The sequence below is a fragment of the Chryseobacterium sp. KACC 21268 genome (assembly GCA_028736075.1).
GTDB lineage: Bacteria > Bacteroidota > Bacteroidia > Flavobacteriales > Weeksellaceae > Epilithonimonas.
Map to the genome: position 1 here is coordinate 520,459 of CP117875.1, position 22,776 is coordinate 543,234.

At 38.1% G+C, this 22,776-nt stretch carries 24 protein-coding genes; 12 read left to right on the plus strand and 12 right to left on the minus strand.

Annotation, left to right across the window (positions count from 1 at the left end; all coding sequences use genetic code 11):
• Positions 1-207 precede the first annotated feature (207 nt).
• The 6 genes from lon (at position 208) to PQ459_02515 (ending at position 6,504) form a co-directional block, all read left to right on the plus strand.
• Positions 208-2,610: an endopeptidase La gene (lon, locus tag PQ459_02490; protein WDF47363.1), complete on the plus strand. Its 2,403-nt coding sequence runs from the start codon at positions 208-210 to the stop codon at positions 2,608-2,610.
• Positions 2,611-2,745: 135 nt separating this feature from the next.
• Positions 2,746-2,955: a hypothetical protein gene (locus PQ459_02495; GenBank protein ID WDF47364.1), complete on the plus strand. Its 210-nt coding sequence runs from the start codon at positions 2,746-2,748 to the stop codon at positions 2,953-2,955.
• A gap of 18 nt (positions 2,956-2,973) precedes the next feature.
• Positions 2,974-3,345: a DoxX family protein gene (locus tag PQ459_02500; protein ID WDF47365.1), complete on the plus strand. Its 372-nt coding sequence runs from the start codon at positions 2,974-2,976 to the stop codon at positions 3,343-3,345.
• A gap of 463 nt (positions 3,346-3,808) precedes the next feature.
• On the plus strand, positions 3,809-5,200 hold the full coding sequence (locus PQ459_02505; protein WDF47366.1) for an RtcB family protein: 1,392 nt from the start codon (positions 3,809-3,811) through the stop codon (positions 5,198-5,200).
• 235 nt (positions 5,201-5,435) lie between these two features.
• Positions 5,436-6,134, plus strand: coding sequence for a peptide chain release factor H (gene prfH / locus PQ459_02510; protein WDF47367.1), 699 nt, complete (start codon positions 5,436-5,438; stop codon positions 6,132-6,134).
• The gene (locus PQ459_02515) at positions 6,121-6,504 is read left to right on the plus strand and encodes a hypothetical protein (protein ID WDF47368.1); all 384 of its coding nucleotides are present in this window, start codon (positions 6,121-6,123) and stop codon (positions 6,502-6,504) included. Before prfH ends, PQ459_02515 begins: the two co-directional genes overlap by 14 nt.
• A 154-nt stretch (positions 6,505-6,658) precedes the next feature.
• On the opposite strand, the gene PQ459_02520 is transcribed toward PQ459_02515, so the two are convergent.
• The 6 genes from PQ459_02520 to rsfS all read right to left on the minus strand — a co-directional run bounded on the left by PQ459_02520 (position 6,659) and on the right by rsfS (position 12,250).
• Positions 6,659-7,453 carry an alpha/beta fold hydrolase gene (locus tag PQ459_02520; GenBank protein WDF47369.1) on the minus strand — a complete coding sequence of 265 codons (795 nt, stop codon included), beginning with the start codon at positions 7,451-7,453 and terminating at the stop codon, positions 6,659-6,661.
• Between the two features lie 166 nt (positions 7,454-7,619).
• The gene (locus PQ459_02525) at positions 7,620-8,273 is read right to left on the minus strand and encodes a phosphatidylserine decarboxylase family protein (protein ID WDF47370.1); all 654 of its coding nucleotides are present in this window, start codon (positions 8,271-8,273) and stop codon (positions 7,620-7,622) included.
• 10 nt (positions 8,274-8,283) lie between these two features.
• Positions 8,284-9,171, minus strand: coding sequence for a phosphatidate cytidylyltransferase (locus PQ459_02530; protein WDF47371.1), 888 nt, complete (start codon positions 9,169-9,171; stop codon positions 8,284-8,286).
• A gap of 9 nt (positions 9,172-9,180) precedes the next feature.
• Positions 9,181-9,759: a hypothetical protein gene (locus PQ459_02535; GenBank protein ID WDF47372.1), complete on the minus strand. Its 579-nt coding sequence runs from the start codon at positions 9,757-9,759 to the stop codon at positions 9,181-9,183.
• 127 nt (positions 9,760-9,886) lie between these two features.
• The gene (gene ftsH, locus PQ459_02540; GenBank protein ID WDF47373.1) at positions 9,887-11,848 is read right to left on the minus strand and encodes an ATP-dependent zinc metalloprotease FtsH; all 1,962 of its coding nucleotides are present in this window, start codon (positions 11,846-11,848) and stop codon (positions 9,887-9,889) included.
• A 39-nt stretch (positions 11,849-11,887) separates the two neighbouring features.
• Entirely contained in the window at positions 11,888-12,250 is a 363-nt protein-coding gene (rsfS, locus tag PQ459_02545) for a ribosome silencing factor (GenBank protein WDF47374.1), read from the minus strand.
• An 88-nt stretch (positions 12,251-12,338) separates the two neighbouring features.
• On the opposite strand from rsfS, the gene PQ459_02550 reads away from it, so the two are divergent.
• A complete protein-coding gene (locus PQ459_02550) occupies positions 12,339-13,049 on the plus strand; it encodes a biotin--[acetyl-CoA-carboxylase] ligase (GenBank protein WDF47375.1) in 711 nt (236 codons plus the stop codon).
• Here PQ459_02550 and PQ459_02555 read toward each other — a convergent pair.
• The 4 genes from PQ459_02555 to PQ459_02570 form a co-directional block, all read right to left on the minus strand.
• Complete coding sequence (locus tag PQ459_02555) at positions 13,043-14,137, minus strand: LptF/LptG family permease (protein ID WDF47376.1); 1,095 nt, start codon at positions 14,135-14,137, stop codon at positions 13,043-13,045. The genes PQ459_02550 and PQ459_02555 overlap by 7 nt on opposite strands.
• A gap of 72 nt (positions 14,138-14,209) precedes the next feature.
• Positions 14,210-15,343 (minus strand): tRNA guanosine(34) transglycosylase Tgt, encoded by a 1,134-nt coding sequence (gene tgt, locus PQ459_02560; protein ID WDF47377.1) that lies wholly within the window; start codon positions 15,341-15,343, stop codon positions 14,210-14,212.
• A gap of 18 nt (positions 15,344-15,361) precedes the next feature.
• Positions 15,362-15,733: a DUF4296 domain-containing protein gene (locus PQ459_02565; GenBank protein ID WDF47378.1), complete on the minus strand. Its 372-nt coding sequence runs from the start codon at positions 15,731-15,733 to the stop codon at positions 15,362-15,364.
• Positions 15,734-15,736: 3 nt separating this feature from the next.
• Positions 15,737-16,453 carry a polyprenol monophosphomannose synthase gene (locus PQ459_02570; protein WDF47379.1) on the minus strand — a complete coding sequence of 239 codons (717 nt, stop codon included), beginning with the start codon at positions 16,451-16,453 and terminating at the stop codon, positions 15,737-15,739.
• Positions 16,454-16,594: 141 nt separating this feature from the next.
• Between PQ459_02570 and PQ459_02575 the strand changes: the two genes are divergently transcribed.
• Positions 16,595-17,422: an alpha/beta hydrolase gene (locus tag PQ459_02575; protein WDF47380.1), complete on the plus strand. Its 828-nt coding sequence runs from the start codon at positions 16,595-16,597 to the stop codon at positions 17,420-17,422.
• A gap of 9 nt (positions 17,423-17,431) precedes the next feature.
• Here the strand turns inward: PQ459_02575 and PQ459_02580 are convergent, their stop codons facing one another.
• Entirely contained in the window at positions 17,432-17,941 is a 510-nt protein-coding gene (locus PQ459_02580) for a hypothetical protein (GenBank protein WDF47381.1), read from the minus strand.
• A gap of 148 nt (positions 17,942-18,089) precedes the next feature.
• Here PQ459_02580 and PQ459_02585 point away from each other — a divergent pair, with 148 nt between their 5' ends.
• The 4 genes from PQ459_02585 to PQ459_02600 all read left to right on the plus strand — a co-directional run bounded on the left by PQ459_02585 (position 18,090) and on the right by PQ459_02600 (position 22,069).
• The gene (locus PQ459_02585; protein WDF47382.1) at positions 18,090-18,731 is read left to right on the plus strand and encodes a DUF4271 domain-containing protein; all 642 of its coding nucleotides are present in this window, start codon (positions 18,090-18,092) and stop codon (positions 18,729-18,731) included.
• A gap of 21 nt (positions 18,732-18,752) precedes the next feature.
• Positions 18,753-19,493, plus strand: a complete 741-nt coding sequence (locus PQ459_02590) for a uroporphyrinogen-III synthase (GenBank protein WDF47383.1) — start codon at positions 18,753-18,755, stop codon at positions 19,491-19,493.
• 183 nt (positions 19,494-19,676) lie between these two features.
• Complete coding sequence (locus PQ459_02595) at positions 19,677-21,722, plus strand: S9 family peptidase (GenBank protein WDF47384.1); 2,046 nt, start codon at positions 19,677-19,679, stop codon at positions 21,720-21,722.
• Positions 21,723-21,724: 2 nt separating this feature from the next.
• Entirely contained in the window at positions 21,725-22,069 is a 345-nt protein-coding gene (locus PQ459_02600) for a hypothetical protein (GenBank protein WDF47385.1), read from the plus strand.
• 38 nt (positions 22,070-22,107) lie between these two features.
• Here the strand turns inward: PQ459_02600 and PQ459_02605 are convergent, their stop codons facing one another.
• Positions 22,108-22,599 carry an SRPBCC domain-containing protein gene (locus PQ459_02605; protein ID WDF47386.1) on the minus strand — a complete coding sequence of 164 codons (492 nt, stop codon included), beginning with the start codon at positions 22,597-22,599 and terminating at the stop codon, positions 22,108-22,110.
• Between the last annotated feature and the right edge of the window lie 177 nt (positions 22,600-22,776).

The window sequence follows — 22,776 nt, forward strand, 5'->3', positions numbered from 1 at the left end:
GCCAAATCAGCGAGAACTAAAAAAATAAACCTTTCGATTAATTTCGGGAGGTTTTTTTTTTATATCTGCCAAATTGTATTGCTTTTCCTATTGGCATATCTCTTGCGAAATTATAGATTCATTCGTAACAGTATTGTTTTTCCATTAAATTGGAGAAACGATTTTTATATTAATTAAGATTAATGACAATATGTCATTCAATATACTATGACAGAATTTGAAAATATCAGTTTTGAGGAAATCCTAGACGAAGGTTTCGGAATCGTGGCAGAAGAGATCAATCTGGACGAGCTCGGCAATCAAGATGCCGACAAGACCCAAACTGTTTTCCCAATTCTCCCCGTGAGAAATATGGTAATGTTCCCAAAAGTCATTACGCCAATTACGGCTGGAAGGGAAAAATCCAAAAAACTCTTGGAAGATGCCCAAAGAGAAAACAAACTCGTGGGAATCATCAGCCAAAAAAATCCTAACGAAGAAAATCCTTCGGAAAAAGACCTCTATCTCGTAGGAACTTTGGCAAAAATCCTTAAAATCATCACACTTCCCGAAGGTAATATTACTGCGATCACTCGTGGCGTTCAGAGATTCAAAGTGAAAAAATTTGTTTCTACCGAGCCTTACTTTCTTGCAGAAATTACCAAACAAAAAGATACACAACCCAAAGATAAAGAGGAATTTTCTGCATTGGTGGACAACATCAAAGACCTTGCAGAAAAGATCATCAACATCGACCCGAATATTCCAAATGCAGCACAGTTTGCTATCAAAAATATTGATGGGCAAGAAGACCTTTTGAATTTCGTTTCAGCCAACGGAAATTTTGCGTCTGACAAAAAACAGAGTTTATTAGACGAAAAAACTTTGATCGGCCGTGCAAAAAATCTTTACGAAATGATGCACGATGATTTCCGTCATCTCGAACTCAAAAACCAGATCCATCAAAAAACCAGCAAGGATCTGGACAAGCAACAGCGCGAGTACTTCCTCAATCAGCAGATCCGCACCATCCAAGACGAATTGGGTGGCGGCGCAGAATCTGATGCAGACGAATTCCGTAAAAAAGCTTCAAAACTGAAATGGAGTGACGATGTAGAAAAACACTTCGAGAAAGAATTACAACGACTTTCCAGACAACATTCCAGCTCGCCAGATTACAATGTTCAGCGTAATTATCTGGACTTTTTCACCGATTTGCCTTGGGAACATTATTCCAAAGATGCCTTCGATTTGAACAAAGCGGAGAAACTTTTGGACAAAGAACATTTTGGACTGGAAGATATCAAGAAAAGAATCTTGGAACACATTGCGGTTCTGAAACTCAAGAACGATATGAAGTCGCCAATCCTTTGTTTGGTTGGTCCTCCAGGCGTTGGAAAAACGTCATTAGGTAAATCTGTTGCCGATGCTTTAGGAAGAAAATATGTGCGTGTTTCCCTGGGTGGATTGCACGACGAAAGTGAGATCCGCGGACACAGAAAAACCTACATTGGTGCGATGGCAGGAAGAATCCTTCAATCCATCAAAAAATCCGGAACATCAAATCCAGTTATTGTTCTGGATGAGATTGACAAACTCGGACAAGGTGCGCACGGCGACCCAAGTTCAGCTTTGCTGGAAGTGCTTGACCCTGAACAAAATAATAATTTCTATGATAATTTCCTAGAATTGGGTTATGACCTTTCAAAAGTAATGTTCATCGCAACTGCCAATTCACTTTCAACCGTTCAACGTCCGCTTTTGGACAGAATGGAAATCATCAGCATTGCGGGCTATACTTTGGAAGAAAAAGTGGAGATTGCCAAACGACATTTGATCAAAAAACAATTGCGTGAAAATGGTTTGGATGCCAAATATCTGAAGCTCGGAAACACAGAATTGAAACATATTATCGATGCACATACTTCTGAAAGTGGCGTGAGAACTTTGGAGAAAAAAATTGCAGGAATCGCCCGTTGGGTAGCACTTCAAATCGCAATGGAAAAAGAATTTGACCCGAAAATCTCTGTTGATAAAGTCGATGAAATTCTTGGTGTTCCAAGACCGAAAACTTTGGCGGAAATCACTGATGTTCCCGGCGTGGTAACAGGTTTGGCGTGGACAAGTGTTGGTGGTGACATTCTCTTCATTGAAAGTATTTTATCCAAAGGAAAAGGTGCTTTGACAATGACTGGAAACCTTGGAAATGTGATGAAGGAATCCGCGACCATCGCTCTAGAATTCATCAAAGCACATTACGAGGAATTAGGCATTTCTGAAGAAGATATCGAAAAGAAAAACATCCACGTTCACGTGCCAGAAGGCGCAACACCGAAAGATGGACCATCTGCCGGAATTGCGATGCTAACATCAATGGTTTCAAGTTATAAGAACATCAAAGTGAAACCTCATCTTGCAATGACTGGCGAAATTACACTTCGTGGAAAAGTACTTCCAGTTGGTGGAATCAAAGAAAAATTACTTGCTGCAACCAGAGCCGGAATCAAAGAAGTGATTCTTTGTGAAGCGAACAGAAAAGATGTGGAGGAAATCAAAAAAGATTACCTGAAGCATTTGAAAGTCAATTATGTAACCAATATGAGCGAGGTTGTCGAGATTGCTTTGAAGTAAAAAACTTAAGATTTAAATTCTAAATATTCATCCGTTCGGGAAATTTCTCGGACGGATTTTATTTTAATATTCAATTCAAATTTTTATTAATTTCGCATTTACAAATTCATTTACACCAGAATATTAAAACATCATATGGGAATTACCGCACTATTTGTAATTTTATTGGTCATCTTGATATTTTCGGTGTCATACATTCCCAATCTAACATTCCGCAAAAAGATTTTCATCGTCATTGCTGCTCTGTTGGTCTGCTTCGCCGTTTTGGCTTTCCTTTTTGCAACTCAATTTGGTGGAGGAAGAGAACCGATTCAAGAAAGTGAAACTGTAGAAATAAAAAAATAACTATAAAATTTACAAACTATGAAATACGTCAAATTTATCCTCTGCCTCCTTTTCGGTTTAATGTTCATCAACGCCGGACTAGACAAGTTCTTCCACTATATGCCAATGCCGGAACTAACAGAGTCTATGAAAAAATCATTCGCCGCCTTTGCAGAACTGAGCTGGCTGATGCCGTTGGTCGGTGCCGTGGAAATCATCGGTGGTGCTTTATTCATCTTTCCAAAAACGAGAGCGTTGGGCGCCATTGTCATCTTACCAATTATGGTCGGAATCGTTCTTCACAACTTTACAAAAGCTCCGGAAGGCATTCCAATCGCCTTGGTTTTCGCAACCATCAACCTTTGGATTTTGATTGATAATCGCAAAAAATACGAAGCTCTAATCAGCTAAGATTTTTACCATTTCAAAAATAAAATTTGCAAATTCAAAAAAAATAATATCTTTGCACCTGAAAATCAAGTTCAACCAACAAAAATAACAACGAAGCAATGTTCAAATACAACTTACATACATCAGTAGGATTGCCTTTTGCAAAGGCGAGGCTTCGTGGTTTGGTACATTCTTAGAACAACAGTATAATGAAATATCAAAACCCGGAGTCGTAAGATTTCGGGTTTTTTATTGCGCAATATTTCAAACTTAAAACGTTTCCCCGAAATCTTTTTTTTAGGAGCTTAATCCCGCTTTCCGCTATATCTTTTTTTGCCAGCGCTTTTTTCAAGCCCAGGCAAAAAAAAGGATGCCGCTGCAATCGGGGCTAGGACAAACTCCTGCCTTAAACCAATTAAAATTTTAGTTGGCAAACCAGATGCGAGAAAATCAATCATTCTCATCATTCATCAATTATAAAAAAATGGGAAATTTAAAATTAAAAGGAAAAGATATATTAAAATTAGGCTATCCAAACAACCAGAGCGTCAACATCGCTTTGGAAGTGATGAAGAGAAATTTTGCAACCAAAAATATTCATTATGTGAAATCTCTTTTAAAGGAAATCCAGCAAAATCCGGAGAACTTCGAGAAAGATTTAACCTTCGGACAAATTGCAGAAGCTCTGCTTTCATCAAAGAAAACTGAGAAAAGAATGCTCAACACCAGCAGGGCGTCTTTCCAAATTTTCGGAAATGATATTTCAGATGAAGCAAAAAACCAACTCTACACCGCACTGAAACTGCCAATTGCAACACAAGGCGCTTTGATGCCCGATGCACACAGCGGTTACGGACTTCCAATAGGTGGCGTTCTTGCGGTAGAAAATGCGGTAATCCCTTACGGAGTCGGAATGGATATCGGTTGCAGAATGTCGCTCAGTATTTTGGATACGCCAATTTCATATCTCGACGGCGCGAAAGACAAATATGAAAAAGCGCTTGGCGAACACACTAAATTCGGAATGTATGAAACGCACAAATCTCACGTCGACCACGAGATTTTCGACAGAGACACGTTCGGTTTAATTCCGATTTTGAGACGATTAAAAGGAAAAGCCATCAAACAAATGGGAAGTTCCGGCGGAGGAAATCACTTCGTGGAATTCGGTGAAGTGGAAATTACGGAAGAAGATGAAAAAATCAATCTTCCGAAAGGAAAATACCTCGGAATACTTTCACACAGCGGTTCGCGTGGATTGGGAGCAGAAATCGCTCAGTATTATTCGAGAGTGGCGACCGAACAATGTCCGTTGCCAAAAGAAGCGCAAAACTTCGCCTGGCTGGATTTGAACACGCATCTCGGATTAGAATACTGGACGGCGATGAATCTTGCAGGAGATTATGCTTCGGCCTGCCACGACGATATTCACAGAAGACTGGTGAAAGCGGTCGGCGGAAGAGTGAAAGCCAGAATCGAAAACCATCACAACTTCGCATGGAAAGAAATTCACAATGGAAAAGAGGTGATTGTTCACAGAAAAGGCGCAACTCCAGCCAACGAAAACGAGTTGGGAATGATTCCCGGCTCGATGACGGCAAAAGGTTTCATCGTCCGAGGAAAAGGAAATCCGCATTCACTGAACTCGGCTTCACACGGAGCGGGACGGGCTTTTTCGAGAGGAGAATGCAGAAACCGTTTTACTCAGAATGACATCAAGAAAGAATTAAAACACAAAAATGTCACCTTGATGGGCGGAAATGCGGAAGAAGCACCAATGGCGTACAAAGACATCAACGAAGTGATGAACGCACAAAGTGAACTGGTCGATATTCTCGGAACTTTCCAACCCCGAATTGTGAGGATGGATAAATAATGATTAATGTTGGATGCGGGATGTTGGGTATTTGATGTCAAATACCTGCATTTTAATTCTTTCAAAAATCATTACATAATTTATAACAATAGTAATACAAAGGAGAAAAACAATAGCCCCGATTGCAGCGGCATCCTTTTTTTTGCAAGGGCTTGAAAAAAGCGAGGGCAAAAAAAGATACAGCACTTCGACAAGCTCAGTATAAACTGCAAGCGGGATTAAGCTCCTAAAAAAAATGGACAAAATAATACAAATCACCTCGGGAAGAGGACCTTTGGAATGTCAGTGGGTAGTTGCCAAAGTTCTGAAGGTCTTTCTTGAGGAAGCAAAACAAAATAAAATCGGTTACGAAATTATTCACCGTGAAAATGGCGATGAAAACCTGACGTTGAAATCTGCAACTTTAGTTTTAAAAGGAAAAGAAGCAAATGAATTTCTGAAAAACTGGCTCGGAAGTATTCTTTGGATTGGGAAAAGCACGTTCAGAAAATTCCATAAAAGAAGCAACTGGTTTATCGGGATTTTTGAACTGGAAGGTTTGGAGAAAATTGAATTTAATGAAAAGGAAATTCAGTTTCAGACCGCAAGAAGTCAGGGAAGTGGCGGACAAAACGTGAATAAAGTGGAAACTGCCGTTCGGGCGACCTATTTAAAAACCGGACAGAGTGTTTTCGTGCAGGATTCCCGTTCGCAACTGGAAAACAAGAAAATTTCAATCATCAGATTAAAAGAAAAAGTGATGGAATTTCACATCCAGCAACTGGAAAAACAAATGCAGGAAACTTGGAACAATCATTTGAATGTTCAGCGGGGAAATCCTATCCGAACATTCTCAGGAACCGATTTTAAAAAGAATCATCAGGAGAAATCTTTTAAAAAAGAAAGACATCAACTGAAAAATGAATTAAAAAACTACAGAAATGACCTTAACTAAAAGTAAATATTATTTCGAAGCACTGGATAATTATCCATACAGCTTGCCGGATTGTCTGGAAGCGTTGAATTATGCGCTTTCCTACGACCCTGAAGATGCAGATTCGCTTTGTCTGATGGGAAGAATCTACAGCGAAATGCTCGATGACTATGAAAAAGCAAAACTCTATTTCGAGGAAGCAATGCAATGTGACTTGACCAATCTGAATACGCCAAAATACTACATCAAATGTCTTTTGGACAACGAAGATTTTCAGGAAGCCGAAAAACTGATTAACTATTCTTTAAGAATCAAAGGAATTGACAAATCGACTTTATGGTTTTACAGAGCTTTGTTGTCTGAGATGAGGGGAAGTTTTGTGAATGCTTGAAGTTTTTAAATGATGCAAAGCAATTCAGTTATAATAAGGAAATGCTAGAATTCATTAAGGACAGAGAGCAATTCGTCAAATCAAAAATGCCGAAAAAGCTGAAGAAAAAATCAGCTAAAAAGAAAAAGGAAACCCATTGAGGTTTCCTTTTTTATTATAATTTTTCGATGGCCGCTACGATTCTACTTTTGTCCACAACCATTGCCTGGATGTGTTCTCCTGTAAATTCGAGGAATTGTTTTGGTTCGGGAGCGTTGGCATAAATCAGTTGTCCTTGCTCAAACGGAACTATTGAGTCGCCTTTGCTGTAGATGAATAGTTTTGGAACATTGCTCAAAGCTTTCACATCTTCTTTTGCAGAGTAAGGTGAAATCAGAGCTTTCTCAATCATTTCCTTGTATTGCGGCGCAAAGTGGATGGCAATATCTGTGAAAGACGCCATTCCGCCATCAACAATCAGTCCTGAAATCTTTGTTGGATTTTCCTTAGCCAAATGCGTTGCAATCTGAGAACCCAAAGAAGCGCCATACAAATAGATTTTTGTGTTTCGAATATCTTTTCTGGCCAAGAGATAATCGAACATTTTTTGACCATCTTCTGCCACATTCAAGTGGGTCGGTTTTCCTGTTGACTTTCCGTAACCTCTCACATCTACCATTACGACCTGGAATCCGTCCTCCACCAATGTTTTGGTGATGTATTGATAAGTTGAAATATTGCCGGCAGCACCGTGAAAAAAGACAATTGTTTTTTTTATTAATTTTGATTCGGGCTTCAAAACGACCGCGGTGATGGTATCGCTTTCAACTGGCAAACTGATGTTTTCGATGTTTTTGAATTCCAGAGGTTTCATTTCTTTCTTGGGCTGATAGAATTTGTCATCCATTTGAGCTTTGGAAAAAATTGATAATAAGATGAGGAAGAACGAGAAGAATACTGATGTTTTCATTGTTTTGATTTTTAATTATGCCTCAAAATTATATTGATGAGACCTTAATTAAAAAAATAATGGTCCGAATGGTCAGAAATTCCGACCAAACTGTCAATTCTCAAGATTAAACAAAAAAAGAGACTTAATAAATTAAGCCTCTTTTGAATTTTATATGGATGAAAAATTAGTCTCTCATTCTTGCGATGACATCTATTCCACCTTTTGTCTTATCTCCGATTTTGCAAAGGATTTCGGTGTCCAGAGGAAGGAAAACATCCATTCTGGAACCGAACTTGATGAATCCGAATTCGTGACCAGCTTTTGCTTTATCTTCAACATTACAATAGAAAACAATTCTTCTCGCCACATATCCTGCAATTTGACGGAAAACAACCTGATGATTGGTCAAACTTTTCACGGCAACAGTCGTTCTTTCATTTTCAGTAGAGGATTTCTCGTGCCAGGCTACCAAATATTTTCCCGGATGGTATTTTTTATAAATCACATCACCACTCACCGGATAACGGCAAATATGAACATTCAAAGGTGACATAAAAATAGAAACCTGAATGCATTTGTCTTTGATGAATTCATCTTCGATTACTTCTTTTATCATCACGACTTTCCCGTCAACTGGCGCAACCACGTTTTCAGTATGGTCAAGAATGGCTCTCGTTGGAACCCGGAAAAACCAAAATATCAATCCCAACATCACTAAAAGCGGAATTAAGATGACCAAAGACCATAATTCTAAATAATAAATGGATATGGCTCCAATGAATGCAATGAACAAAATTGCAACAACCAAGGTCCCTTTTGATTCTTTATGTAGTTTCATATAATTGATTCTAAACTAGTTTTTCTAAGATAAAATAAAGATAGACAACTGGCACGCAGATGATAAAGCTATCCAGCCTGTCCAAAACGCCACCGTGACCCGGAATGATATTTCCGCTGTCTTTGACTGCAAAACTACGTTTTAACTGACTTTCTACCAAATCTCCCAACGGCGCGAAGACAGAAACCAGGAATCCAACCATTATCCAGTTTCCTTTGAGTTCAGGAAAATACTGTTCTACAAAGAATCCCAATATTAAGGTCAGAACCACACCACCAGCAAATCCTTCCCAGGTTTTCTTGGGCGAAATCCGCGGTGCCATCTTGTGTTTTCCAAAGAATTTGCCTGTCAGATAGGCGAAAGTATCGCTGCTCCAAATCAAAACGAAAAGCATAAAAATTTCTAAAGTGAAAGTTTTGCTCTCATCTAATGTACTAAATTTCGGTAGGCCTAATGAGAAGGCAAACGGTAAAGTCACATAAACGACCGTGAAAATCAGTTTTCCGTTTTCGAAGTATAGTTCTCTGGAATATTTGAAAAGTGTGACGACAGCGATTACAATTAATCCTAAAGCAAGAATTTCACTTAAGTAATTATTTATACTATAACTATTAAGAAAATCGTGATGAAAAAATCGTTGCGTAAATCTATAATAGACAATTGCTGCGACAGGGAAAACTGCCCATTTGTAGATGCTATTGTCAAATTTCATTATTTTGATACATTCGTAAAGACCAACTACCAAAAAGAAAGTCATCAATCCGTAAAAAAGATATTGCTGTTTTACTTGTGGCAGAAAACTGCTAAAGAGATTTTCGCCAAGCGGCGTGGTGCAAATAGCAATAACGAGAACATAAATGACTCCGGAAATTGTACGCTGAATGAAATTTTTATCCAAAACTGAAATTTAATCTTCCAGCAAAAGTAAGAAAAGTTTGGTATTATCCTTATTAGGTGTATCTAATTTGGACTGACTTCCGCTGATAGAGGTCAGATTTTTAAGATTTCCTGCACGTTTGACCTTCATCATTGCCTCGTTCAGATTGTTTGCGATCTGAGAAACGTTTGCCATAATGATGATTTTGCTTGGCAATCTTGAAGAATGATAGTGAAGGATATTGTTGTGAGAAAGCATAATTCTGCCGTCGAAAGCAATCAGATATTCGCAAGTGATGAAAGCAGCATCATTTTGCTCGGTGAGCTCTGGCGTGTAAGGTGTCTTGATGACGTCCAAGAAATTTCTCAGATCCTGGTCCCAACAGAAAACATCTTTTACCTGCTCGATTTTAATGATCTGATTGAGCGTTTGTAAGGCTTCGGATTCATCTGCGCAATAATTAAAAAATCCCCCTGAATGCGTAAAAAGTTGCGCAAATTTATAATCAAGATCTGCATCGCGAAGTTGGTCCGCCAGTTTGGTCACATCTGGCTGCTCCTCTTCGGGCTGATTCATTATCTTATTGACGAGTTTTTTGAACAGACTCAATTTAGTTATGCTTTAATTAATACAAATGTAAAAAAATAATTATAATAGGTTAAAAACCAAAACTTTATTTTAACAAAAAATCCTAAATAGATTAGGATTTTTTGTTATTATTTAAATTTTGAATAGTTTAACTGTCTGTATTTAAGACATTTCCAGCATCAGCAGGATTATCTAAACTTGATACAGGTTTTTCTGTCAATTCTGGGTCCCAAGCGCGTTTTCCGAAAATTTCTTCAAGATCTTCGCGGAAGATCACTTCTTTTTCCAAAAGTTTCTGAGCCAAGGCATCCAGTTTATCTCTATTTTCTGTCAAGATATGGACCGCTCTTGCGTACTGCGTTTCGACCAATTTTGAGATCTCTTCATCAATCAGTTTCGCTGTTTGCTCAGAATATGGTTTTCCAAAACTGTATTCAGATTGACCTGAACTGTCGTAGTAAGAAATGTTTCCCACTTTATCGTTCAGACCATAGATCGTAACCATCGCCTGCGCTTGTTTCGTCACTCTTTCAAGATCGGACAAGGCTCCAGTAGAAATATTCCCGAAAACAGCTTGTTCTGCTGCTCTACCGCCCAATGTTGCACAAATCTCGTCCAACATTTGTTGCGTTGTGGTCAATTGTCTTTCTTCCGGAAGATACCAAGCGGCTCCAAGTGAACGTCCACGAGGAACGATTGTTACTTTTAGAAGTGGCGCTGCGTGCTCTACCAACCAAGAAATCGTTGCGTGACCAGCTTCGTGGAAGGCAACTCTTCTTTTTTCGGAAGGTTTGATGGCTTTATTTTTCTTCTCGAGACCGCCGATAATTCTATCGACTGCGTCCAAGAAATCTTGTTTGTTTACAGATTCGTGAGAGTTTCTTGCTGCGATCAAAGCGGCTTCGTTACAAACATTGGCGATATCAGCACCGCTGAAACCAGGTGTTTGTTTTGCCAAGAATTCTCTATCGATAGAGTCATCCATTTTGATCTTAGCCAAATGTACATCAAAGATCTGCTGTCTCTCGTGCAATTCTGGAAGATCTACATAGATCGAACGGTCAAAACGGCCAGCTCTCATCAATGCTTTATCCAAAATATCGGCACGGTTTGTAGCAGCCATCACGATCACGTTGACATCAGTTCCAAAACCGTCCATTTCTGTCAGTAATTGGTTCAATGTATTTTCGCGCTCGTCATTTCCACCTTGGAAACCACCTTTGCCCCTCGCTCTACCAATCGCATCGATCTCATCAATGAAAATAATGGCTGGCGATTTCGCTTTGGCCTGAGCAAAAAGATCTCTTACTCTGGAAGCTCCTACACCCACGAACATTTCAACAAAATCAGAACCTGAAAGTGAGAAGAACGGAACTTTAGCTTCACCTGCAACAGCTTTCGCCAACAAGGTTTTACCAGTTCCCGGAGGACCTACCAATAGAACACCTTTCGGAATTTTACCTCCCAATTTCGTATATTTTTCAGAATTCTTCAAGAAATCTACAACTTCCTGAACTTCCTCTTTTGCACCTTCCAATCCTGCAACATCTTTGAAAGTGATCTGCATCTTGTCTTTCTCGTCAAACAATTTGGCTTTAGATTTTCCAATGCTGAAGATCTGTCCGCCAGGTCCGCCTGCGCCACCGCCCATTTTTCTGAAAATGAAGAAGTACAACAAAGCGAAAAGTCCACCCCAAAGTGCTAAAGTAAACAACAACTCGGAGAAACCACTTTGGCTTTTACCAAATTCCATTCTTGCCTGCGTAGGCAGTTTGGCATTGATGCTTTCAAATCTTTCCTGGAAATATCTAAGATCACCATAAGTCAAAACATAATCAGGACTTGGTTTGATATTGATCACAGAAAGAGGATCGCTTTCTTTATCTGTCTTTTTAAGCTCAGCTTTAGCCGTTTTTGTAAGGTAAACATCGGCTTTGAAATTGTCTCTGTAGACCATTACTTCGCCAACTTTCCCTTTTTCTACAAGTGTATAAAATTCTTTTTCATCAATGTTTTTTACCATAGAATCTCCAAGAAGTCCTGGAAGAAATATAAGTAAAATGAGTCCCAATATAACGGGTATAAACCAGTTGAATCCTTTGTTATTCATTTTTATTTTTTAAAGATTGATGATGCTATAGTGCATCTATTAACTTTCTATTTTTGTGATCTTTGCATCACCCCAAAGTTCTTCGATGTCGTAGTATTCACGGATCTCTTTTTGGAAAATGTGCACCACCACGGAAACGTAATCTACCAAAACCCACATAGAGTTCTCAGTACCTTCTACGTGCCAAGGTCTGTCATTGAGGTCGTTTCTTACGTTTTTTTGGATATTGCCGGCGATTGCCGAAACTTGTGTATTGGAATTTCCACTGCAGATGATAAAAGTTTCTGCTGCTGCGTTTTCTATTCCTGTTAAATCGAAGACCAAAATATCTTCACCTTTTGTATCTTGAATCGAATCTACGATCTTGTCGATTAATAATTGTTTTTCTGTAATTTTACTCATTCAAAAAATTGTCTAATTTGCAAATTTATTGATTTTTATCTATTTATCTTTCCTTTCTCATGTTTATTATCTCTTAAAGTTTTCATAAATGACCCGTTTACACCACTTCGAAAATTGTTTTTCTACAAATGACGAAATTCTCTCTGTTATAAATGAAGACGAATCAACTGCTGTTTTTACTTTTAATCAAACGAAAGGCCGCGGACAATATGGAAATATTTGGAGGGTCGTTCCCAATCAAAATTTGGCATATTCTATTGCGATAAAAACTTCTAAAGTCAATATTTCCGATACATTCCTCAATTACTATACCGCTATTATCATTCGGGATTTTCTTGCCAATCTGGCAAACGCAGATGCAAAAATAAAGTGGCCAAATGACATTATCCTGAACGGTAAAAAGGTCTGCGGGATCCTTATCGAAAAAAAGAAAATCGATAATGAAGAATATTACATCATCGGGATCGGGATCAATGTCCTTCAATCAGATTTTTCAAATCTTCCGAAAGCAGGTTCCATATTGTCTGTCACGGGTTTAAGTTTTGATCTAAGAGATTTCGCGAATCAGTTTCATCAAAATATTGTTTCGAAAATGGAACAAATTACGACGGAGGAACAAATCCTAAAGGATTACAATGATTCACTTTTCAGAAAAGATGAAATTTCGGTATTTCAAAAAAACGATTTGCGCCAAAATGGCATCATCAAAAATGCTGACATAAATGGTTTCCTTTGGATTGATCTGGAAAATGAAGGCTTGCAGAAGTTCTTCCACAAGGAGATTGAGATGCTTTACTGATTTGCTCTCTTAATATAAAGATAAGCTGCAATAGGCGCAAAAATCATATTCGGAAGCCACATTGCTAATAATGGTGGCAAACTTTTGTTCTCGGAAACGACATTCAAAACTTGAAAAGAGAAGACGAATAGGAACGCCAAAGCAATTCCCAAAGCGAGATTAAGCCCCAATCCGCCACGTTTTTTCTGAGATGATAAAGATAATCCTAAAAATGTCAGAATAATAATAGAAACCGGCATTGATGTTCTTTGGTAAAGCTCATTATAAAAGGAAGTTACGTTGCTATTTCCTTTCATTTTTTCCCTTTCAATCATCGTCAACAATTCGGGCGTAGTTTTGTTTTGAGCTACTAACTTATCCGGAAACAATTCTGAAGGCGGCAACTTAAAATCCTGAATTTTTGTAGTTCCCTGTCCCAAAATTTCGGTATCTTTTTTCCCTGCCGTACGCTCTATGTAATTATTTATGACAAAATGTTTTTTCTTTGCTTCCCACTGGATATCCATTGCAGTGATTTGATAGACCAGTCTTTTGTTCTTATCAAATTTCTGATACATATAGCCAGAGCCTCGGTTTTCTTTCTTGTTGTAACTATTAACAAAAATAAAATCGGTGGGGCTAATATTGGAGGCAATGCTCATATTTCCTAACAACTTTTCCTTGTTTACCGCATTGTAAGTATAAGGTTCGAGAATGTTTTTCTGGATATTCGCCCACGGTAAAATGAAATGGTTGACCGCCAAAGTCATTATGAATATCAACAACGAGGTGATCAAATACGGTCTTGCAAACCTATGGAAACTCGCACCACTACTGATGATGGCAACAATCTCTGTATTATTTGCCATTCTGGAAGTGAAGAAGATCACCGTGATGAAAACTAGAATCGACATAAAGGTCAGAATCAAATTCAGGATCCAAAACGGATAGAAATTAAGCAAGAAATAACCAACCGTAAATCCATTGCTCTCGATCCTTGGCGTTTTTGCCTGCACATCCACAACCATAATGATGATAGACAAAAGCGCCAACATAAAAATGAGGGTTCCCAAATATTTTTTGATGACGTAAAGGTCTATGATTTTCATCGAGTTATAATTGATAAATGATGATTGATAATTGATTCTCTCTTGAGTCTTTTTATTTTTTTCTTAAGTCTTTTAAAGCCTTGTCTTCAACTGTGGAATGATTGAATCTTTCCATTGGTAGAAGTCACCTGCAACGATATGTTCTCTCGCAACTTTCACTAAATCTAGGTAAAACGCCAAGTTATGGATCGAGGCAATCTGCTTTGCCAAATATTCCTTCGAAACAAAAAGGTGACGCACATAAGCCTTGCTATAAGCGCTGTCCACAAAACTCGTCCCAAACTCATCCAGCGGAGAGAAATCCTCTTTCCAACGTTCGTTTTTCATATTCATCACACCTTGCCAAGTGAAGAGCATTGCGTTTCTCGCATTTCTGGTCGGCATTACGCAATCCATCATATCCACACCGAAACCGATGCTTTCCAGAATATTCCAAGGTGTTCCAACACCCATCAAATATCTTGGTTTGTCTTTCGGGAGAATGTCCGTCACTTCATTTGTGATCCTGTACATTTCCGGTTCTGGTTCACCAACGGAAAGTCCACCGATTGCGTTACCTTCGGCTCCAGCTTCAGAGATCACCTCAGCCGAAATTTTCCTTAAATCAGAATAACAAGAACCCTGAACAATTGGGAACAATCTCTGTTTGTGACCGTACAATTCTTTGTTTTCCTCAGTCCAAGTGATGCATCTTTTCAACCAACGGTGCGTAAGCTCCATTGAAGTTTTCACAGCGTTATAGTCGCTTGGATAAGCAATACACTCATCAAAAGCCATAAAAATATCCGCACCGATTTGTCTTTGAATTTGCATCGAAACTTCAGGCGACATAAAATGCAAACTACCGTCGATGTGTGATTTGAACTTTACACCTTCTTCCGTGATCTTTCTGCTTTTTGCTAACGAAAAAACCTGATAACCACCAGAATCTGTCAAAATTGGAAGATCCCAATTCATAAACTGGTGAAGTCCGCCCGCTTTTTCCATAATGTCCATAGTAGGACGAAGCATCAAATGGTAGGTATTTCCTAAGATGATCTGCGCTTTGATGTCTTCTTTCAGTTCTCTCTGGTGAACGGTTTTCACAGAGGCCACAGTTCCCACCGGCATAAAAATCGGGGTTTGAATCTGTCCGTGGTCGGTATTGATAACTCCAGCTCTTGCTTTGGATTCTGAAGTTTTTTCGATTTCAAAAAATTTCTGCATAACTATATATCTCCAAAATTATCGCGCTTGCGGCGGTATTCCCGGATTCTCTTTTAATTTTTTATTGATGAAAGCCTCAGCTTTCGGGTCTTTGGCTAAGATGATTTTCTGAGCGTCGTCCAGGATTTCCTTGATAACTTCAGGCTTTGTCATATAATATTCATAGCTATTAGTGAAAAGTTCGCCTTTGATTTGGTATTTTTTTAGAATAAATCTGGTTGCATTTTCAGAATTGATGTTATTTCCGATCGTATAATTCTGCTCATTGATGGCAAAATCTGCAATGATCTCGGACATCTTGTCTTCCGGCAACAGATCTTTCGGTTTTTCTATCGCCTCTGTACAAGACAAAACGCAGAAAATCATTGATATGTAAAATAAATACTTCATTATTTACAATTTTCCGATCAGGTTTTTCCATTTCAAATTCAAAACACCAAAAATCGCTTCCTGGATGATTCCGCCATTCATTTTGCTCACGCCTTCTGTTCGGTCCGTAAAAATAATTGGAACTTCTACAATCTTCAGATTTTTCTTGAAAACGCGATATTTCATTTCAACCTGGAAACCGTAACCTTTCAGTTTGATCTTATCTAGACCAATGGCGATCAAGGTTTCTTTTTTAAAACAAACAAATCCCGCCGTTGTATCGTGAATTGGAAGTCCGAGAACAAACCTCACATATTTTGATGCAAAATAAGACAACAAAACCCTTCCCATCGGCCAGTTCACCACATTCACGCCTTGAGAATATCTGGAACCCACAGCCATATCAGCCGTTTTACAGGCTTCAAAAAGCTTAATTAAATCTTTAGGATTATGGGAAAAATCAGCATCCATTTCGAAAATGTAATCATATTCATTATGAATCGCCCATTGGAAGCCATGGATATAAGCTTTACCAAGTCCATCTTTGATCTTTCGAACCGTAAGATGCAATTGAAGGGGAAACTTCTCCCTCAGACCTTTTACAATCTCAGCCGTTCCGTCGGGCGAAGAATCGTCCACCACCAAAACGTGGAAATCCTGTTCCATAGAAAAAACAGCCGAAATGATTTTTTCGATGTTTTCTTTTTCGTTGTAAGTGGGAATAATGACAAGTTTCTTCATCCGGCAAATAATCCGCAAAGATAATCTTTAATCGTTAATGTTTATTTGACGTGGTGGAAATTAACTTTTTTTAATAGAATCTAGAAAATCCAATACAATCTGAAAATTAGGATTCATCGTATATCATTATATAATAAACGAATGCAAAAATCTATCATCACACTCTTTTTATTTGCCTTAATGATTATCAGTTGCAAACCGACGAAGATTTACAAAGATATTTCCTACACCAAAAACCATAAAGGAGAAAATGTAAAACTGAATATTTTCACACCGAAAAACATCAAGGACAAAAATCTTCCTGTCCTCATTTTCGTTTACGGCGGAAATTGGAACACGGGAAATAAAAACAAATACAATCTTCTCGGGAGAAACTTTGCCCGTAAAAATATGGTCGTCGTGATTCCAGATTACACTTTGAGTCCGAATGCTGATGTGGATGAAATGACGAAAGAAATTGCAGCAACAATCCTATTCACAAAGGCCAATGCGCAAAAATATCACGGAAATCCAGAACGAATTTTCATCTCCGGCCATTCTGCAGGCGGGCAATTATCAACTTCCGCGGTGATGAATCCCAAATATGGAATTCCAGAGAAAACGATTTCGGGGATTATCCTAATTGATGGTGCTGGGATTGATATGAAAAATTATCTCGAAAAATATCCGCCCACAGCTGAAGATAATTACGATATCACGTGGAGCAAAGACCCAGAAAAATGGAAACAAGCGTCGTCCATCTATTTCATTAATGAAAAAACGCCACATTTTATGATTTATGTAGGCAAGAAAACTTATCCTTCCATAAAAATCGCAAATGAGAATTTTTTGAAAGCATTGAAACCTTTCCAGCCAGATGTCAAACCAATTCTGCTCAATAAAAAACACGTTCCGATGATCTTGCAGTATTTTTTGCCGTGGAGCAAAAGGTTTGATGAAGCTGTGAATTTTATGGAAAGTGTGAAGTAATTTTCCCACTTAAAATCCAAGCACCAAAAAGAATAAGACTAAATAAACCATAAATGTGATCTCAAACAACTTCATTTTATATCTATAGATCGCAATGGCGTTGATTATCAAAATAAAAAGACAGAACAAGGCAAAGAAAAACTTTGTAAAGGATCTGATGTTGTAGTAGAATAAATCCGTCCATTTTGATTTGGACTCTAAGGCAATGTAAAACTTGTCCTCACCACTTTCTAAGGTTTCGTTTTCATTAATATAGAAAGTCAGTTTTTTATTGATGGAAGTATTCAAGATCGCTTGGTCATCTTTAAAATACGAAAGCATCCCGTTTCCTGAATTGTAAAAAGCACCGGGATATTCCTTGGTCTTGAACATAAAGTAAGGAACTCTGTTTCCGCTTTTCGCAACTTCGGTGACTGTTGCGTTGACTTGTTTTAAAGCATTATTCGAAATGAGAATTTTCCCAAGAATGTAAAATATGCCGACGACAGACATTAAGATGACAAAGGTTTTGAAACTCATTTTGATTTTGGAAATTTCTTATTGAATTAAAAATAGGGATAATATTAGAAAAGAAGGAGAATCTAAGCTTAAAAATTATCTCAATTATTTAACTTACAAATAAACCGATAACAATTTCTAATTCTTATTTTTGCAAAAAATTTGAAGCTTGGTAAGAATAGCAGAACATAACGATTGGGTGGTATATTGTATTCTCGGGAGTATTTTTGCCTACATCATTGTGCTATCTGTTTTCAACCGCGATGCAAACATCAAGGATTTTTTGACTCAGAAGATCGAGGATTCTAATAATTTGACGCCGTCTTGGATCATCATTTCCATTGTGAGAAGCGTGATGATCGCCGTTCTGTTGTCTCAATTCGTACCTATCGTTCCGAAGTTCATTTCCGACATTCAGTTGTTTGGCGTTCAGCTCAACAAGTTTGGTTTTGCCTTCTTAGCTGTGATTTCTTTTGACATTATCAAGAATGTGCTCACGTTTTTATTTTATAACAGCATTGGCGATGGGAAAAACTTGAAAGGCTTAGCTCTGATATCCAGCAAGTTCTATTTTCTGGAAACTATCGGACTCATCATCGCTGGATTTGCTCTCTACTTCTACCCTTTGGATCTGGTACAATATTTTTATGTCATCATCATTGTACTAATTTCCTTGTTCGTATTGAAAAACCTCATCTATATTTTTCATAAGCAAGCTATTTTACCCGAAAAATGGTATTATAAATTTTTGTATATTTGCACGCTTCAAATAGTACCCGTATTGGTACTTTGGAAGTTCTTATTTTATTAAATGTAACACACACATTTTAAGATGAAAATCAAATCTATTTTAGTTTCACAACCAGCACCTAACGAATCTTCGCCATATTTGGAGATCGCAAAGAAAGAGAAGATCAAAATTGATTTTCGTCCTTTTATTCACGTTCAAGGTGTGGATGCGAAAGATCTGAGAACGCAGAAAATCGACCTTACTCAGTACACAGGCATTATTTTCACAAGCAAAAACGCGATCGATCATTATTTTCGATTAGCAGAGGAAATGAGATTCACAGTGCCGGATGCAATGCGTTACATCTGCCAGTCCGAAGCGATTGCCAACTATTTGCAGAAGCACATCGTTTACAGAAAAAGAAAGATCAGCTTCGGCGAGAAGACTTTTTCCGACCTGGCGCCATTGTTTAAAAAACATCCATCCGAAAAGTATCTTTTGCCATCATCTGATATCTTGACGCCAGAAGTTCCAAAGGTTTTGGACTCTTCAAACATCGATTGGACTAGAGCGATTATGTACAAAACAGTTGCGAGTGATTTGACAGATATTAATATCGACGATTACGAAATGTTGGTCTTCTTCAGCCCACAAGGAATCAAATCTTTGAAGATCAACTTCCCAACGTTTGAACAGAAAGACACAAAGATCGCTGTTTTCGGAACCACAACCCAAGCGGCTGCAGAAGAAGCTGGATTGACCGTCAACGTGATGGCTCCAACGAAAGAAACGCCGTCTATGACAATGGCGATTGAAAAATATATCAAAAGCATCAATAAGTAATTATTGTTGACATAAATCAAAACCGTCTTCTTTCTGAGAAGATGGTTTTTTGTTTAAATTTGAGTTAGAAAAAATATCGCAAGGTCACAAAACAAACTATCAAATACACTGAAAGTTGGCGACTTTCAACATTGATATTTTAACTTAATATTGCGCCTTTGCGTTAAAAAAATCAAAAGTAGAATGAATGCTCCAAAAGCAAAAAAAATAGAAAAACTTCTCGAAATTCACAACGACCAAAGGAACGACCCTTATTTCTGGATGAATGAAAGAGAAAATCCCGAAGTCATCAAATATCTGGAGGAAGAAAATGCCTACACAGATTTTGTGATGAAGGAAACGGAAGACCTTCAGAATGACCTTTACGAGGAAATGAAATCCCGCTACAAAAAGGATGATGAGTCTTTGCCTTATTTTTTCAATCAATATTGGTACATCGTCCGTTATGAAGATGGGAAAGAATATCCGATTTTCTCAAGAAAGTTTCAAACCTTGGAGAATGAAGAAGAGATTCTTTTGGATGCGAATATTTTGGCTGAGGGAAATGACTATTTTGATATTGGAAGCATTTCTATCAGCGTTAATAATGACATTCTATCTTTTTCAACGGATGTTGTCGGGAGAAGAATTTATAAGATTTTCTTTAAGAATCTAAAAACCGGCGAAATTTTCGGAGACGAAATTGACAACACGACTGGAAAAGCAGTTTGGTCCAATGACAACAATTATGTCTTTTACATTAGAAAAGATGAAAGTCTGAGAGCATTCCAAATCCATCGCCACAAATTGGGAACTGAAACTGAAAAAGACGTTCTGATTTTCCACGAGGAAGATGAGACTTTTGATGTTAATGTTTATAAAACCAAGACTTTAGATTACATTTTCATTTCTTCATCTAGCACGAATGAAGACGAGCACAGATTCATTCCTTCCAATGATGTTTTTGCAGATTGGAAAATCATTCAGGAGAGAACTGAGGATTTGGAATATTCTGTGGAGCATTATCAGGATGATTTTTACATCATCACAAATGCGGACGATTCGACCAACTTTAAAATTGTGAAAACGAAAGTAGAGAATCCTTCGATTGAAAACTGGGAAGATTTTATTCCGCACAGAGAAAATGTACTGTTGGAAGGCTTTGAGATTTTTAATGAATATTTCGTTTTGGAAGAACGGGAAAGCGGACTTCTTCAAATCAAAATTATTGAAAGTAAAACCGGAGATTCGCATTATCTGCCATTTTCCGACCCGACTTACACCGCGTACATCGGAACGAATATGGAATTTGACACCGAAAAATTGCGTTTCGGCTACACGTCTTTGACAAAACCCGCTTCGACTTACGAATACGATATGAAGGAAAAAACCACCAAACTTCTTAAGGAACAGGAAGTTTTGGGCGGGAGATTCCACAAAGAAAATTATATCTCAGAGAGAATCTGGGCAACGGCGAGAGATGGAAAAAAAGTTCCGATTTCATTGGTCTATCACAAAGACACACCAAAATCCGAAAACACGCCACTTCTACTCTACGGCTACGGAAGCTACGGTCACACGGTGGATGCGAGCTTTTCCAGCGTAAGATTGACCTTGCTTGACCGCGGTTACATCTACGCCATCGCACACATCCGAGGCGGAGAATATCTTGGCAGAGAATGGTACGAAGACGGAAAAATGCTTCAGAAAAAGAATACGTTTTTTGATTTCATTGATTCTGCAAAATACTTAATATCAGAAAATTACACGTCTCCAAAACACCTTTACGCAATGGGCGGAAGCGCTGGCGGACTTTTGGTTGGTGCAGTGATGAATTACAATCCGGAACTTTTCAACGGGATTGTGGCGCAAGTTCCTTTCGTGGACGTAGTTTCGACGATGTTGGATGACACGATTCCTTTGACAACCGGAGAATACGACGAATGGGGAAATCCGAATGAGTCGGCATATTATGATTATATGAAATCCTATTCGCCTTACGATAATGTAGAAGCGAAAAATTATCCTAACATCTTAATCACAACAGGATTTCACGATTCTCAGGTTCAATATTGGGAACCCGCAAAATGGACCGCGAAATTGAGAGAATTGAAGACGGATGACAACATTCTGATTTTCAAAACCGATATGAGTTCTGGTCACGGTGGTGCGAGCGGACGATTTGAAAGTTTAAAAGAAATTGCCTTGGAATACGCGTTTTTATTTAAAGTTGAAGGTTTAAAAAATTAATTATGAGCGAAGCAGAAATCTGGAAAAAAGTAGAACGGTTTTTTGAAGTTAATTTTCAAACCGAAAAAAATCCGCCAATTGATACCTTATTGTTCATCATTGGTGTTCAGGAATTAGGAAGCGGACAGCAGAAATTCACAAAAGACGACAAGGTCAATCTTTTGCACATCGCGGTCTGCAGATTGTTGGAACCTTTTGGTTATTATAAATTCACGCATTATGAAGACGGCTGGCCTCATTATGACAAACTCGATGATTTGCCAGAATTGAAACCAAACGAACAATCGCTCTTGATGAAAAAAGCGATTATTCAGTATTTTCAGGATGAAGAGATTGATTTGGAGTAAGAATTAAAATTATTTCACCAATTCTGAAGGGCGTAATTTTAATTCTTTGACAGTAAATCTTCCAACTGATTCAATCCCATTTTGAAGCCTTCTTCAAAGCCCATTTCTACAATTTGATTCAATTCTTCTTTGGAATTGAAATGCAGATTGAAGGTCATTCTTGTACCTTCGTCGATTCCTGTGAAGCCAATCAGCCAAGTGGTTTGTGGTAAGTCGGTTTTCACTTTACCTTTGTCATCAGCGAAAGCATCTGTCCACGAGATACTTCTGTGAGGCATTATTTCGCCAAAGTTTGCGATGGCAAATTCCTTTTCTCCTTCTGGTCCGACCATTGCGTACAGCCAATTTCCACCTTCTCGGAAATCCATTTTTTCGGTTTCGCATTTCCACGGTTTTGGCGCCCACCATTGGTCTATCAATTCGGGTTGGGTAAAATAATCCCAAAGTTCTGTCACGTCTGCTTCATAAATCTTAGAAATATAAGCCGTTGCAGAATCTAAATCGCTGTTGAAAATAATCTCTGAATTCATAACGTTATCTATTTTATAAACTTAATCATAAAAAATCACACCAAACTTTTCTTATGGCAACATATTTGATTATTCACAAAAAAATGTTAAATACGTTGATTTTAAGAAAAATTTAATAATTTCAAACGTGATTTTTTATCGCGACATTCTTAAAATCAGTAATTTTAACTTTTCAAA

Bases quoted from the DNA above. Each gene is read 5' to 3' on its own strand.
- lon (WDF47363.1), top strand. From the start codon at position 208: ATGACAGAATTTGAAAATATCAGTTTTGAGGAAATCCTAGACGAAGGT.
- PQ459_02495 (WDF47364.1), top strand. From the start codon at position 2,746: ATGGGAATTACCGCACTATTTGTAATTTTATTGGTCATCTTGATATTT.
- PQ459_02500 (WDF47365.1), top strand. From the start codon at position 2,974: ATGAAATACGTCAAATTTATCCTCTGCCTCCTTTTCGGTTTAATGTTC.
- PQ459_02505 (WDF47366.1), top strand. From the start codon at position 3,809: ATGGGAAATTTAAAATTAAAAGGAAAAGATATATTAAAATTAGGCTAT.
- prfH (WDF47367.1), top strand. From the start codon at position 5,436: ATGGACAAAATAATACAAATCACCTCGGGAAGAGGACCTTTGGAATGT.
- PQ459_02515 (WDF47368.1), top strand. From the start codon at position 6,121: ATGACCTTAACTAAAAGTAAATATTATTTCGAAGCACTGGATAATTAT.
- PQ459_02520 (WDF47369.1), bottom strand. From the start codon at position 7,453: ATGAAAACATCAGTATTCTTCTCGTTCTTCCTCATCTTATTATCAATT.
- PQ459_02525 (WDF47370.1), bottom strand. From the start codon at position 8,273: ATGAAACTACATAAAGAATCAAAAGGGACCTTGGTTGTTGCAATTTTG.
- ftsH (WDF47373.1), bottom strand. From the start codon at position 11,848: ATGAATAACAAAGGATTCAACTGGTTTATACCCGTTATATTGGGACTC.
- rsfS (WDF47374.1), bottom strand. From the start codon at position 12,250: ATGAGTAAAATTACAGAAAAACAATTATTAATCGACAAGATCGTAGAT.
- PQ459_02550 (WDF47375.1), top strand. From the start codon at position 12,339: ATGACCCGTTTACACCACTTCGAAAATTGTTTTTCTACAAATGACGAA.
- PQ459_02555 (WDF47376.1), bottom strand. From the start codon at position 14,137: ATGAAAATCATAGACCTTTACGTCATCAAAAAATATTTGGGAACCCTC.
- tgt (WDF47377.1), bottom strand. From the start codon at position 15,343: ATGCAGAAATTTTTTGAAATCGAAAAAACTTCAGAATCCAAAGCAAGA.
- PQ459_02565 (WDF47378.1), bottom strand. From the start codon at position 15,733: ATGAAGTATTTATTTTACATATCAATGATTTTCTGCGTTTTGTCTTGT.
- PQ459_02570 (WDF47379.1), bottom strand. From the start codon at position 16,453: ATGAAGAAACTTGTCATTATTCCCACTTACAACGAAAAAGAAAACATC.
- PQ459_02575 (WDF47380.1), top strand. From the start codon at position 16,595: ATGCAAAAATCTATCATCACACTCTTTTTATTTGCCTTAATGATTATC.
- PQ459_02580 (WDF47381.1), bottom strand. From the start codon at position 17,941: ATGAGTTTCAAAACCTTTGTCATCTTAATGTCTGTCGTCGGCATATTT.
- PQ459_02590 (WDF47383.1), top strand. From the start codon at position 18,753: ATGAAAATCAAATCTATTTTAGTTTCACAACCAGCACCTAACGAATCT.
- PQ459_02595 (WDF47384.1), top strand. From the start codon at position 19,677: ATGAATGCTCCAAAAGCAAAAAAAATAGAAAAACTTCTCGAAATTCAC.
- PQ459_02600 (WDF47385.1), top strand. From the start codon at position 21,725: ATGAGCGAAGCAGAAATCTGGAAAAAAGTAGAACGGTTTTTTGAAGTT.
- PQ459_02605 (WDF47386.1), bottom strand. From the start codon at position 22,599: ATGAATTCAGAGATTATTTTCAACAGCGATTTAGATTCTGCAACGGCT.